This is a genomic window from Nocardia sp. NRRL S-836 (genome assembly GCF_001279525.1).
Lineage (GTDB): Bacteria > Actinomycetota > Actinomycetes > Mycobacteriales > Pseudonocardiaceae > Lentzea.
The window spans coordinates 1-12729 of the sequence record NZ_LGDY01000140.1 but is presented as its reverse complement, the minus strand read 5'-3'; the positions used below and the strand labels follow the sequence as shown (position 1 = coordinate 12729).

12 protein-coding genes are annotated in these 12729 nt (G+C 70.3%); 5 read left to right on the top strand and 7 right to left on the bottom strand.

All coding sequences use genetic code 11. From position 1 onward, the window contains the following. Positions 1 to 3 precede the first annotated feature (3 nt). Positions 4 to 501 (bottom strand): MarR family winged helix-turn-helix transcriptional regulator, encoded by a 498-nt coding sequence (locus ADL03_RS38680; RefSeq protein ID WP_053738615.1) that lies wholly within the window; start codon positions 499 to 501, stop codon positions 4 to 6. Between the two features lie 51 nt (positions 502 to 552). On the opposite strand from ADL03_RS38680, the gene ADL03_RS38675 reads away from it, so the two are divergent. The 3 genes from ADL03_RS38675 (at position 553) to ADL03_RS38665 (ending at position 2746) form a co-directional block, all read left to right on the top strand. Further along, on the top strand, positions 553 to 858 hold the full coding sequence (locus tag ADL03_RS38675) for an MTH1187 family thiamine-binding protein (RefSeq protein ID WP_053738614.1): 306 nt from the start codon (positions 553 to 555) through the stop codon (positions 856 to 858). Positions 859 to 956: 98 nt separating this feature from the next. After that, positions 957 to 1778 (top strand): hypothetical protein, encoded by an 822-nt coding sequence (locus tag ADL03_RS38670; protein WP_082373855.1) that lies wholly within the window; start codon positions 957 to 959, stop codon positions 1776 to 1778. Beyond that, complete coding sequence (locus tag ADL03_RS38665) at positions 1766 to 2746, top strand: co-chaperone YbbN (protein ID WP_063798851.1); 981 nt, start codon at positions 1766 to 1768, stop codon at positions 2744 to 2746. The genes ADL03_RS38670 and ADL03_RS38665 overlap by 13 nt, the downstream gene beginning before the upstream one ends. A 156-nt stretch (positions 2747 to 2902) precedes the next feature. Here ADL03_RS38665 and ADL03_RS38660 read toward each other — a convergent pair whose 3' ends face one another. Both ADL03_RS38660 and ADL03_RS38655 read right to left on the bottom strand, forming a co-directional pair. Beyond that, entirely contained in the window at positions 2903 to 3697 is a 795-nt protein-coding gene (locus ADL03_RS38660; RefSeq protein WP_053738612.1) for a metalloregulator ArsR/SmtB family transcription factor, read from the bottom strand. 31 nt (positions 3698 to 3728) lie between these two features. Beyond that, complete coding sequence (locus ADL03_RS38655) at positions 3729 to 5171, bottom strand: neutral zinc metallopeptidase (RefSeq protein WP_053738611.1); 1443 nt, start codon at positions 5169 to 5171, stop codon at positions 3729 to 3731. 181 nt (positions 5172 to 5352) lie between these two features. On the opposite strand from ADL03_RS38655, the gene ADL03_RS38650 reads away from it, so the two are divergent. Together ADL03_RS38650 and ADL03_RS38645 are read left to right on the top strand one after the other, a co-directional pair. Further along, positions 5353 to 5943 (top strand): DUF6230 family protein, encoded by a 591-nt coding sequence (locus ADL03_RS38650; RefSeq protein ID WP_053738610.1) that lies wholly within the window; start codon positions 5353 to 5355, stop codon positions 5941 to 5943. Continuing rightward, entirely contained in the window at positions 5934 to 7031 is a 1098-nt protein-coding gene (locus ADL03_RS38645) for a DUF6114 domain-containing protein (RefSeq protein ID WP_053738609.1), read from the top strand. Before ADL03_RS38650 ends, ADL03_RS38645 begins: the two co-directional genes overlap by 10 nt. 85 nt (positions 7032 to 7116) lie before the next feature. On the opposite strand, the gene ADL03_RS38640 is transcribed toward ADL03_RS38645, so the two are convergent. The 4 genes from ADL03_RS38640 to ADL03_RS38625 all read right to left on the bottom strand — a co-directional run. After that, a complete protein-coding gene (locus tag ADL03_RS38640) occupies positions 7117 to 8490 on the bottom strand; it encodes a neutral zinc metallopeptidase (protein ID WP_053738608.1) in 1374 nt (457 codons plus the stop codon). Between the two features lie 157 nt (positions 8491 to 8647). Beyond that, positions 8648 to 10810, bottom strand: a complete 2163-nt coding sequence (gene glgB, locus ADL03_RS38635) for a 1,4-alpha-glucan branching protein GlgB (RefSeq protein WP_053738607.1) — start codon at positions 10808 to 10810, stop codon at positions 8648 to 8650. A 3-nt stretch (positions 10811 to 10813) separates the two neighbouring features. After that, positions 10814 to 12124 (bottom strand): aminoglycoside phosphotransferase, encoded by a 1311-nt coding sequence (locus ADL03_RS38630; protein ID WP_053738606.1) that lies wholly within the window; start codon positions 12122 to 12124, stop codon positions 10814 to 10816. A gap of 7 nt (positions 12125 to 12131) precedes the next feature. After that, a partial coding sequence (locus ADL03_RS38625; protein WP_197289029.1) for an alpha-glucosidase C-terminal domain-containing protein occupies positions 12132 to 12729 on the bottom strand: 598 nt, incomplete at its 5' end.

Genomic DNA, 12729 nt, shown 5'->3' with positions numbered 1-12729 from the left:
GAATTAGTCCTCGAAGTCGCCGCTGGCCCTGCGGACCTTCGCCAGCAGCTCGGTGAGCTGTTCGGTCTGCCGGTCGGTCAGGCCCTTGAGCCCCAGGTTGACCCGCACGACCGCCTCGCTCGCCGCCTCCCTGCGCTGCAGCCCCGCGTCGGTGATCTCCACCAGCGTGGTGCGGCGGTCGGTCGGGTGCGGGGTGCGGCGGACCAGGCCGTCGCTCTCCAGCCGGTCGACGATGTTCGTGACCGACGTCGGGTGCAGCTGCAGCCGTTCGCCCATGACCCGCATCGGCAGCGCGCCCTTGCGGGAGAAGAACAGCAGCACCAGCGCCTCGAAGCGGGCGAACGTGAGCCCGTGCGGCTTGAGGGCTGCGTCCACGGCGGACTGGATGATTTGCTGGACACGCATGACGCTCGTGACGGCGGCCATCGAGGTGGCCGAACCGACGCGCTCGTCCCACAGTTCGGCCGCGCGGGCGATCGGATCGAACGGCAGCGGTGTCATGTGCACGGAAGCTACCAGTCAGTACACGCAGGGATCACCAGGGAGGCACGTGTGCTTGTCGCGTTCAGCGTTGCTCCGTCCGCATCGGACTCGTCCGGAAGTGTGGCCAAGGCCGTCGCCGAGGCCGTGCGGATCGTGCGGGAGTCGGGGCTGCCCAACGAGACGAACTCGATGTTCACGTTGGTCGAGGGGGAGTGGGACGAGGTGATGGACGTGGTCAAGCGCGCGACGGAAGCCGTGCAGGCCGCCGCGCCGCGCGTCTCGCTCGTGCTCAAGGCCGACATCCGGCCCGGCCACACCGGTCAGCTAAGGGCCAAGGTGGAACGGATCGAGGAGCATCTCGCCGACACCCCTTGATTCGAGCGGCGCAACGGTTTCCCCGAACGGCCGAGAGCTCTACGCCGCACCGGTGAGTACATCCGTGCGGCGGCATCGGCTGGGTTAGCGTGTCGGACGTGGATGTGAGACAGCTGTGGTTGCGGTTCGAGCCGTATCACGACGTCACGTACTTCACGCCCGAGTCCCGCGCCGCGACCGACGCGCTGGGGTGCAAGGGCGGCTGGATGGGTTACTTCGGCATGCGCGCCGCACCGCTGGGTGCCGCGTCCCCGGAGCTGGTGACGGCCGTCTTCTACAACTTCGCCCCGCGCAAGGTCGCCCGCGCGCTGCCCGACGCGTGGGCGGTCGCGTCGCCGGAGGAGTTCCTCCGCGCGCGCCTGCACGGTGTCGACGGCGCGCTGCGGCGGTTGCTGGGCGAGGTGGCCACCCCGCAGATCGAGGAGGCCGCCGAGCTGGCCCGTGCGGCGGCCGTGGCGGCTCCGATCGCCGGTCGTCCGCTGGCCGCCGCGAACCGCGCGCTGCCGTGGCCGTCCGAGCCGCACCTGACGCTGTGGCACGCGTGCACGATCCTGCGCGAGTCGCGCGGAGATGGTCATGTGGCTGCGCTGGTGGCCCATGGTGTGGGACCGTGCCAAGCGCTTGCGCTCTACGCGCGTGAACATTCCCTCGATCCGGCATACATGCGGGAGGCGAGGGGTTGGACAGAACGAGAGTGGGAAGTCGCCGACGCGCCCGGCGACCTCGCCGCGGTGGAGAGGGCGACCGATGCGGCCGCCGCCGCCCCGTGGGAGGAGCTGGGTGCGGAGCGCACCGAGCGGTTCATCGAACTGATGACACCGCTTGCACTACGCATCGCTTCGGGCAACGAGGCGATGCGCGTCAACCCGATGGCCCTGGACCCGGTCCGGGAACTAGCCGTGCCAGGATGGAACACGTGACAAGGCCTGATCCTCGCAAGACCGCCGCACTGTCCGCCGCGCTCTCGGGCGCCGTCGATCTGGGTGCCCTGAAGGCACGTGCCGACGCCGCCCGTCATGCGGCCACGTCGCCCGCCCCCTCCGCCGGTTCCACCGCGACCCCGAACGGGTCAGCGCCGTGGATCGTGGACGTCACCGAAGCCTCGTTCCAGGCCGTGGTCGAGCAGTCCCTGCAGGTGCCCGTCGTGGTGCTGCTGGGCGCCTCCTACAGCCCGGAGTCACAGCAGCTCGCCGCCTCGCTCACGCGGCTAGCGCAGCCGTCCGGCGGCTCGTGGATCCTCGCGCGGGTCGACCTGGAGCAGTCGCCGCGGATCGGGCAGGCGTTCGGCGTCCAGTCCGTGCCGACGACCGTCGCCGTCGCGGGCGGCCAGCCGATCGACGCGTTCGCCGGCCCGCTCGGTGACGCCGAGCTGCAGCAGTGGATCAAGCGGCTGCTCGACGCGCTGCGCGACCGGCTGCCGGGCATCCGCGCCGGCGAGGCCAACGCCACCGAGCCGCTGGAGCCGGAGGAGCTGCCGGAGGACCCGCGCTTCGTCGCCGCCGAGGAGGCCTTCGAACGGGGCGACTACGCCGCCGCGCAGGCCGCCTACCAGCACATCCTCGACGCCGAACCGGCGAACGAGCTCGCGAAGGAAGGCTTGGCGCAGGCGAAGTTCGCCGAGCGGGCCGACGCCGTCGACCCCGCGGTGATCGCGAAGGCGGACGCCGCGCCGGACGACATCGACGCGCAGCTCGCCGCCGCCGACGCCCAGGTCGCCTCGCAGCAGGTCGAGGAGGCGTTCAAGCGCCTCGTCGACACCGTGCGGCGCGTCTACGGCGACGACCGCGACCGCGTGCGCCAGCACCTGGTCGGCCTGTTCGAGCTGTTCCCGTCGGACGACCCGCGCGTGGCCGCAGCCCGCCGCAACCTGGCGTCCGCCCTCTACTGACGCCACGCGGGGCCCCGCGTTGCCCTGAGGGAACGCGGGGCCCCGCGTGACTTGAGAACGTCACGCAGGGCTCGCGTTGCGCTGAACGGAACGCGGGGCTCCCGCGTGACTTGAGAAGGGCACGCGGGGCTCTCGCGTGACAGTGGTGAGCGGGGTCTAGGGGCGGCGGCGTTCGAGCAGGACGGTGTCGCGCCACTCGCCGTGGTGCTGCGCGATGCGTTCGCGCACGCCCACGGTGCGGAACCCGGCCTTGTGGTGCAACGCGACGCTCGCCCGGTTCTCCGGGAACACCACGGCCTGCAACGTCCACAGGCCGTCCGCGTCCGCGGCCGCAACCTGGTGGTGCAGCAGGGTTTTGCCCACGCCACGGCCCTGGAACGCGGCACCGACGTAGATGGACGTCTCGGCCACGCCCGCGTAGCACTCGCGCGGCGACACGGGTGCGGCGGCGGCCCAGCCGGCGACGGAGCCGTCCACCTCCGCGATCCAGCGGTGGTCGGGCAGCCACTTGGACTCCAGGGTGCGCCGCGACGGCACGTCGAGCTCGAAGGTCGCGTTGCCCGAAGCGATGCCCTCGCCGTAGATGCGGCGGACGTCCGGCCAGTCGGCGGCGGTCATCGGGCGCACCGCGACGCCCGCGACCGGCCGGACCGAGCCGGTGGTGAGCGCGCCCATCACCGCGTCGGCGGCGTGCGGCAGACCGGTGCAGCACGACGGGTTCACCGACACCATCGTCGCGGTGCCCTCGCGGCGGACGCGGACGAAGCCGACCTCCGCGAGCTTGCGGACGTGGTGCGAGCAGGTGGACTGGCTGATGCCGAGCGACGTCGTCAGCTCGCCCACCGTCACCTCGCCCGGCGCGGACGCGACGTGGTGGAGCAGGCGCACGCGGGTCGGGTCGGACAGGGTCGAGAACCACGAGGCGTACGTGGTGGCTTCGTCGGTCAGCACGGACCGAGTATCGACCGGAGTCGATGAAGGATCAAACCGAGTACTTCCGCACGCACAGCGACGAGCCGCGGAAGAAGCCGTCGGCGAAGGCCTCCACCCGCGCGAAGCCGGAGGGCACGGCCTTGCCGTTCACGTCGGCGGCGATGAGGCTGTCGTCGGCCAGCAGCTCGGCCACTGCCTCGTCCAGGTCGCCGGGGGACAGCCGCAGGCCCGCGGGGGCGTCGGGGCGGTTGGTGAGCCCGGCCCACGCACCGGTCAGGCACGCCGTGCGCTGACCGGCCGCGTCGTCGTCGAGCTTGAACCCCGTGGCGCTCTGGATGGAGAGCGAGAAGCGGGAGGCCACGAGGGCGAACGCGGCGAAGTCGCCGATGCCGCCCTTCTGCCCGCGCTTGGGCGGGGTGCCGACCTTCAGCAGCGACGGCAGGTCGAGCTGGATCTGGTTGGTGGCGGGGCAGTACGAGGCCGGCGAGGTGGTCTGCGCGTCGGCACACGACCTGATACCGGCCTTGTCGATCGAGGGGAACGCCGCACCGCTCGACCGGTAGGCGTCGCGCAGCGACTCCTCCAGCGCCTTCAGGTACTTGTCCTGGTCGATGCGGGCGTTGCCGCGGCCCTGGCCCTGGTCGGTGTCCTGCAACGAGAACGGGCGTTCGGTGATGCGCCGGTCGATCTCGGCCTCGTTGATCTCGGCACAGCGGGCGGCACCGCGCACGAAACCGAACTGGAAGGCCGAGACGCGGTCGAACGCGCTGCCGTGGGCACCCTGCTTCTCGAACGAGGTGCCGGCCGAGTCGCGGATGAAGAACATGGTCTGCAGCACCTGGTTGAGGCCCTCGCCGGTGGAGAGCTCGAAGTGCTTCGACCTGTTCTCGGCGATCCAGCGCATGAACACGCCGGTGTAGCAGTCGGCCTGCTGCTCTTTGACGATCGACTGCGTGTTCGGGCCGATGTTGGAGGCGGCGCCGAGCTTGTACTGCACGGCGTGGCCCATCTCGTGGGCCAGGACGGTGACGACGGCCATCGGGCCGAACGAGTCCTTGAGCATGGGCAGCAGCTCGCCGCGGTCCCAGGTGATGCTGTCATCGAGCGCGCAGTAGAACGCGTTGGCGATGCCCGCGGTGTTGAGCTTGCAGACCTCGACGCCCTTGCCGTTCGAGTCGTAGGAGATGAACCGCTTCACCGGCTCGAAGTTCTTGCCGGCGAAGGAACGCGGCAGCTCCTCCTTCCAGAACTCCTGGACGTCGGCCAGCGTGTTGATCGCGAGCTGGTCCATCTCGCCGCCGTCGCCGTTCTCGACGCTCAGGTCGGCGCCCGGCACACCGCGCTTCGCGCCGGACGGGCCGTTGGTGATCGCGAGACCGGCGACCTTCGTGGGGTCGGGCCGCTCGCCCTTCGGCGCTCCCTCGACCACCGAGGAGCACCCGGCCAGCACGACGACAGTGGTGAGCGCTGCGGCCATGCGTCCGATCCCCATGGTCAGAGGCTACTAAGTGCCTGTTCGGCCTGTTGAGGGAACCACCAGGGGCCAAACGTGAAACTCCCTCACCCCGTGGGGTGATTTCAAGACTGCACGGACTCGTTTCCTTGTCCCGCCGTTGTCCCGGAGCGCACAGTCCGTCCACGCAAGCCTTCGGCGTGGAAGGAGTTTGGCGGATATGGGTAGAACGCGCTGGGCACGGTTCGTCGGGGTGCTCGGCATCGGCGCCGTGGGCGCCGGTGTGCTCCTCTTCGGCATGTCCCAAGGAGCGCTGGCCGCCTCTTTCTCGGTGTCCGGCAGCAGTTTCAAGGTGTCCGCTGACGGCTTGACGGGCCAGGGGTACGTCCAGTTCGGCGGCGTGGACGCGGGGTCGGGACAGGTGCACCCGGTGGCGGTGAACGGCTTCAAGTCGGCATCGCTCGACAAGTTCTGCCAGTCGGTGTTCGTGCCGGACATGCCGATCGTCGGTGACCTCACGATGCGCATCGAGGCCAACGGCAAGGGCGGCATGGAGGCGACCAACATGGTCGTCGGGCTCACCGACATCAGCGGTGACCTGACGCTGGGCAACCCGCAGATCGGCATCGACGCCGGCACGCTGTCCAAGGGCCCTGAGGGTCTCAAGGGCCTGCCGGGGTCGTTCGGCATGCAGGCCGACACCGTCAACATCGGGTCGTTGCGGCAGGTCGCGTGGAGCACCACGGCCCAGTCCATCAAGTTCAAGGGCATGACCCTGAACTTGCGGCAGGGGAAGAACGAGTGCTTCTGAGGTTCTGGCGCAGCTTCACCGCGTGGCGGCGTGGCCGGCCCTTCTGGGCCGGCCTGTTCGTCATCGCCGGTGCGATCGTCATCCTGTTCCCGCCGTTCGTCGGCGTGAAGCTCGGCGACATGATCATCTCGATCAAAACGATCGGCGGCGTCTCGGCGTTGCTGATCGGCTCGTTGCTGATCATCTGCGGGCTGTCGCTGTGGGTCGCGCCCAAGTTCCGGCTCGCCTCCGGCATCGTCACCGTGCTGCTCTCGCTGGTCGCACTGGTGGCGACGAACCTCGGCGGCTTCCTGGCCGGCACCATCCTGAGCCTGCTCGGCGGCGCACTCGCCGTGGCGTGGACGGACGTGCCCAAGGAACCGAAGCGGCGCAAGGGCCGGTCGGAGCTCACCCTGGAGAACCCGGCCCCGCCGCTGGCCGCGGTGGCGTTGATCGCGCTCCTCGCGGTCCAGCCCCCGTCCTCCTCACAACCGTCCGAGCCGCCGCCGTCGAGCACCCCGGCGCCCACGAGCAGCTCGGTCGCACCACCGTCGAGCACCGCCCCGAGTACCACTCCACCGCCGACGTCGTCCTCCGTGCCCGCACTCCCGCCCAGCACGGTGCCGCCGCCGACGTCGGCCACCCCGCCACCGGTCCCTGCCCCGGTGGCGGGCGGAGGGCGCGAGTGGACGCTCACCGCGTCCCGCCTCGACCTGGCCGGCCTCGACTTCGTCGGCGTCGTCGACGCCGTGCTCAACGGCGAGACCATCAAGGTCCTGAAGTTCACGACCACCGACATGAAGATCAGGGACCTGGTCCAGACCGGCGAGGTCGCACCCGGCGTCAAGGTCGTCACGAAGGCCGCCCCCGGCAGCACCTCCACGGTCACGGTCCCGTTCGGCTCGCTGGCCCGCATCGAGCTCTTCACCGTGCAGCTCAAGGGCAAGCTCGACATCCTGGGCATCAAGATCCCGGTCGACTACACCGCCGCGCACCCACCACCGCTGAACGTGCCGCTGGCGTCGTTCACCGAGGTCACCGTGCGCAACACCGACCTGGTCGGTGGCACGCTGAAGATCCCGGGCGCGCAGGTCTCGATCGTGAGCTGAGGCCTGGCCCTGGGTCCGCGGCAGGCCTGGCCGGATCGGCTTCAGCGCAGCAGCGGCCACAGCAGTGGGCACCGCTACCGCACCGTCAGTTCAGGCCGCACTTCTTCGGGCCCTCGAACACCCCTTCGCGGAACCGGGCCACGCGCTCGAACCCCGGATCCACCGCGTCTCCGCCGGTCGCGTCGCGGGCCGCGTAGTCGAACCGCAGCAGCACGGTCACGGCCTCGTCGAAGTCACCCGGCGACAGCCCGAACCCGTCCTGCCGCTGGAACACTGCGCCCGTGTACGCGCCGGCCAGGCACAGCGCCGCCTTCGAGGCGTCCTCGCCCTCGGTCGGCTTGCCCAGCACGGCGAGCTCGGCCAGTGCGTACCTGGTCGCGATCAGCGTGCCGGTCGCGTAGTCGCCCAGTTCCTTGTGCAACGCCGGTAGCTCGTCCTTGGTGTCGATCTTCACGGTCTTGTCCGACGGGCAGTAGGCGACCGGGCCCTGGTCGCCGGAGCAGGACGGCTCGGACTCGGCGGCCTCGGCGCGCACGGTCGGCCACGTCTTGTTCTGGGAGGTGGCCAGCGTCTTGAAGTAACCGTCGAGGTCCGGCGTCACCGACTCCAGCATCTCCGAGAACGGCAGGTTGCCGCCGTTCGCGCGGTCGCGGGTGCTGGTGAACGCGCGCTGGGTGAACGTGCGGTTCTGCACGGACATCGCGGCGCAGAACCTGGTGCCCTGCTCGTAGCCGTCCTGGAAGGCGGCCACGCGGTCGAACGCGCTGCCGTGCGCCTGCTCGTCCTCCGGGGAGGTGCCGACCGGGTCGCGGAACGTGATCAGCGCGCCGAGGGCCTTGTCGAGCGCGTCGGTGCCGATGTCGAGGTGCTCGGCCTTGCCGTCGGTGACCGAGCGGATGAACGAGCCCGCGAAGCAGTCGGCCTGGGCCTCGGTGAGGATCGTGGGGTACTTGTCCGGCTCACGGCGCTCCGCCTCGGGCGTGATGCCCATGCGGTTCTGCACGGCGTGGCCCATCTCGTGGGCCAGCACGACGACCACGGCGGCCTCGCCGAAGCGGTCCTCCAGCACGGGCAGCAGGGACGCGCGGTCCCAGGCGATGGCGTCGGCGGACGGGCAGTAGAACGCGTTGCCCTCCACGTCGGCGGCCTTCTGCGTGCACGGCGGCGGCTTGGCGGTCGAGTCCGCGGTGTCGACCGAGTAGTAACCGCCGGTCAGCTTCTTCCACGGCTTGCCGAAGGTGCTCTGGAACGAGTCGGTCCAGAACGCCTCGATGTCCGTCAGCGCGGTCGCGGCGAGCTTGTCGATGCGGCCGTTGTCGGTGCCCCGGACCTGGATCGTCGGGTTCGTGGACTGCTGTTTGACCACCCTGGCGGCGCGCGGGCGGCCAGGTATCCCGGCGGTGCACCCCGTCGCGAGCAGGGCGGTGACGACCATCAGCGCGATGCTCCAGTGCCGCATCACACCATTGTGCCTGCCGCTCGGCTCGACAGAGGGCGTACTCGGCGAACTCGGGCGCATATGAGGGTCAACGTGTGCCGGCGCGATCAGGTTCACCCGGTCGAGCCCGGCACCACGGCCGTGTCCTGCGCGCCCACCGCGCAGGACACGGCCGGTGTCACTCCTCTTCCGCGGGATCCGGCACGAGCCACAGCACGCCGGAGGGCGGCAGCTGCAGGACCGCGGACGCCGGCCGGCCGTGCCACGGCTTGGCCTCGGCGTCCACCCCGCCCATGTTGCCCACGCCCGACCCGCCGTAATGGGAGGCGTCGGTGTTCACGAGCTCCTTCCACCGCCCGGTCGACGGCAGGCCCACCCGGTAGTCGTGGTGCGGCATCCCGGAGAAGTTCGCCACGCACACCAGCTGCGAGCCGTCCTCACCGATCCGCAGGAACGACAGCACGTTGCCGCCGGAGTCGTTCGCGTCGATCCACTGGAAGCCCTCGGGCGTGACGTCGTGCGAGAACAACGCCGCCGCGCGCTTGTAGACCGAGTTCAGGTCCCGCAGCAGCGACTGGATGCCCCGGTGCAGCGGCTCCTCCTCGGCCAGGTGCCAGTCGAGCGACCGCGACTCCGACCACTCCTGGCGCTGCCCGAACTCGCCGCCCATGAACAGCAGCTGCTTGCCGGGGTGCGCCCACATGAACGCCAGCAGCGACCGCACACCGGCGGCCTTGTTCCAGTCGTCGCCCGGCATGCGCGTCCACAGCGAGCCCTTGCCGTGCACCACCTCGTCGTGCGACAGCGGCAGCACGAAGTTCTCGCTCCACGCGTACACCAGCGAGAACGTCATCTCGTTGTGGTGGAACGACCGGTGGATCGGCTCACGCGACAGGTAGTGCAGCGTGTCGTGCATCCAGCCCATGTTCCACTTGAAGCCGAACCCGAGGCCGCCCAGGTGCGTCGGCCGCGTCACGCCCGGCCACGCCGTGGACTCCTCGGCGATCATCACGACGCCGGGGTGCCGCTTGTACACGGTCGCGTTCAGCTCCTGCAGGAACCGCACCGCGTCGAGGTTCTCCCGGCCACCGAACTCGTTGGGCAGCCACTGGTCGGCCGGCCGCGAGTAGTCGAGGTAGAGCATCGACGCGACGGCGTCCACGCGCAGCCCGTCGAGGTGGAACTCCTCGATCCAGTACAGCGCGTTCGCCACGAGGAAGTTGCGGACCTCGTTGCGGCCGAAGTCGAAGACGTAGGTGCCCCAGTCGAGCTGCTCACCGCGGCGCGGGTCGGCGTGCTCGTAGAGGGCCGTGCCGTCGAACTTCGCGAGCGCCCAGGCGTCCTTCGGGAAGTGCGCCGGCACCCAGTCGACGAGGACTCCGATGCCGCGCTGGTGCAGCGTGTCGACGAAGAACCGGAAGTCGTCCGGCGTGCCGAACCGCGAGGTCGGCGCGTAGTAGGAGGTGACCTGGTAGCCCCACGAGCCGCCGAACGGGTGCTCGGAGATGGGCAGCAGCTCCAGGTGCGTGAAGCCCATGTCCTCGCAGTAGTCGGCGAGCTCGGTCGCGAGCTCGCGGTAGCTCAGGCCCGGCCGCCACGACCCGAGGTGCACCTCGTAGATCGACATCGGCGCGTTCGCCCACTGGGTCGCCGCGCGCCGCGCCTGCCACTCCGCGTCGTCCCACCGGTACTCCGACCGGGTGACCACGGAGGCGGTCTGCGGCGGGACCTCCGTCGCGAACGCCATCGGGTCGGCCTTCTCGTGCCACACGCCGTCCGCGCCGAGGATCCGGAACTTGTAGCGCGAGCCCACCGGCACGTTCGGGAGGAACACCTCCCACACACCGGAGGAACCCATGGAGCGCAACGGGTTCGCGCGCCCGTCCCAGCCGTCGAAGTCACCCGTGACGCGCACGCCGCGCGCGTTCGGCGCCCAGACCGCGAACGACACGCCGGTGACGTCACCGGAAGCCGTCTCGTAGCAACGGACGTGCGCGCCGAGCACGTCCCACAGCCGTTCGTGCCGGCCCTCACCGATCAGGTGCAGGTCCAGCTCACCGACCGTGGGCAGCCACCGGTACGGGTCGTCGACCTCGACCGTGTGGTCGCCGTAGGACACCAGCAGCCGGTAGTCGCCGGGCGCCTCCGGCAGCTCGCCCTCGAAGAGCGCGTCGGCGATGCGCGGCAGCTCGACCTGCTTGTCACCCCACGCCACCGCGACCGAGGTGGCGCCGGGCCGCAGCGCCCGCGCGACCACCTGGTCGCCGACGGTGTGCACACCCAGCACCGAGTGCGGGTCGTGGTGCGCACCGGACAGGAGCCGGTCAAGGTCGGCCTTCACGGCTTACTCTCCTCCGCTGGTCATCCGGGCGATCGACGACAGCGGAACCGTCAACCACTCCGGCCTGTTGGCGTGCTCGTATGCGACCTCGTAGACCGCCTTGTCCAGCTCGAACGCGCGCAGCAGGTGCGCGTTGTCCCGCGGGTCGGCCGCCACCTCGGCGTAGCCGTCGCAGAACGCCGCGCGGTTGCGCTTCGTCCACTCCATCGCGCGGTAGGCGAGCTGGTCGTCGTCGGGCTGGCCGACGAGCAGCTGCCTGGCCGCGTAGTCGAACGACCTCAGCATCCCCGCCACGTCGCGCAACGGCGACCGGAGAGCGTTGCGCTCCTCGACACCGGCCGCGGGCTCGCCCTCGAAGTCGATCAGCAGCCAGCCGTGCACGGTCCGCAGCACCTGGCCCAGGTGCAGGTCACCGTGGACGTGCTGGATCGGGATCGCCCCGACGTGCCGGCGGGCCTCGTCGAACGACGAGCGCAGCGCGTCGGAGTAGCGGCCCAGCTCCGGCACCGCCTCCAGGACGGTGTTCAGCCGGCGCTGCATGCCGGCGATGGCCCGCGTGACCGCGTCGTCGTCGGCCATGCGCGAGCCCAGCGCCTCGGCGAGGTCGGCGTGCACCTTCGCCACCGCGCTCCCGAGCCGGTGCGCCTCGCCCGCGAAGTCGCCGCCGACCTCGAACGCGTGCAGGTCGGCCTCGGCCATCAGGTCGCGCACCGAGGTCTTGGCCATGTCCCAGCCCTCGACCGCGTCCGGCAGGAACTCCTGCAGCATCGCGAGCGTGACCGGTTCGCCGTCCAGCTCGGTCGAGATCGACCCGAGCGGGCGGGCGATGTGCTCGCAGCCGACGGACCGCAGCGCCCGGTGCATGACCAGGTCGCGGTTCTCGCCGCGCGCGAGCTTGCGGTAGATCTTCAGGATGTACTGCTGGCCGTAGATCAACGACGTGTTCGACTGCTCGACGCCGATCGGCCGGCCGCGCAGCGCCGTGCGCAGCTCGACGCCCTGCTCGTGCGCGAACTCGATGCCGTTGACGCGCTCACCCGCGGCGATCTTCTCCAGCAGCAGGCCGTTGCGCTCGGGGTCGGCGGTCGCGTCGAAGCCCTCGGAGTGCTCGCTGATCACGAGCTGGTAGAGCTCGGTGCGGCCGGGCTGCTCGACCTCGACGACGACGTGCACCAGGTCGTCGGCGAGCGGGGTCGTCCGCAGTGGACGGACAGCGGTGATCGCGCGGTCCTTGCCGCCGAACCAGCGCAGCGTGGGCAGGACGTCGGGCAGGGTGGTGACCAGCTTGTCGGCGAGCTCGTCGGGGTCGATCATGCGCGCTTCACCTCATCTCGCTGTCGTCGCCCGCCTCTACCAGCTGGAACCAGTAGAAACCGTGACCGGGAAGGGTCAACAGGTAGGGGAGTTCCCCGATGGAGGGGAATTTGACACCTCCGGTGAGCTCCAGCGGCGTGTACTCGCGGTGTTCGGAGAGGTCCAGCTCCACCGGCTGCGGGAAACGTGAGAGGTTGTTCACGCACAGCACGATGTCCTCGCGCCCGTCCGGCCGCTTCCACTGCCGCTTGAACGCGAGCACGCTCGGGTTGGAACCACCCAGCTCGGTGAAGTCGCCCTCGGCGAACGCGTGGTGCTGCTTGCGGACCTCGATCATGTGCCGGGTCCAGTTGAGCAGCGACGAGGAGTTGTTGAGCTGTGCCTCGACGTTGAGGCCCTGGTAGCCGTAGACCGGGTCCATGATGACCGGCAGGTAGATCCGGCCGGGGTCGCAGCTGGAGAAGCCGGCGTTGCGGTCGGGGGTCCACTGCATCGGTGTGCGCACGGCGTCGCGGTCCTGCAGCCAGATGTTGTCGCCCATGCCGATCTCGTCGCCGTAGTACAGCACCGGCGAGCCGGGCAGCGACAGCAGCAGCGCGGTGAAC

Coding starts and splice junctions, on each gene's coding strand:
- ADL03_RS38630 (WP_053738606.1), bottom strand. CDS start 12,124: ATGATCGACCCCGACGAGCTCGCCGACAAGCTGGTCACCACCCTGCCC.
- ADL03_RS38665 (WP_063798851.1), top strand. CDS start 1,766: ATGGAACACGTGACAAGGCCTGATCCTCGCAAGACCGCCGCACTGTCC.
- ADL03_RS38680 (WP_053738615.1), bottom strand. CDS start 501: ATGACACCGCTGCCGTTCGATCCGATCGCCCGCGCGGCCGAACTGTGG.
- ADL03_RS38655 (WP_053738611.1), bottom strand. CDS start 5,171: ATGGGGATCGGACGCATGGCCGCAGCGCTCACCACTGTCGTCGTGCTG.
- ADL03_RS38640 (WP_053738608.1), bottom strand. CDS start 8,490: ATGCGGCACTGGAGCATCGCGCTGATGGTCGTCACCGCCCTGCTCGCG.
- ADL03_RS38650 (WP_053738610.1), top strand. CDS start 5,353: ATGGGTAGAACGCGCTGGGCACGGTTCGTCGGGGTGCTCGGCATCGGC.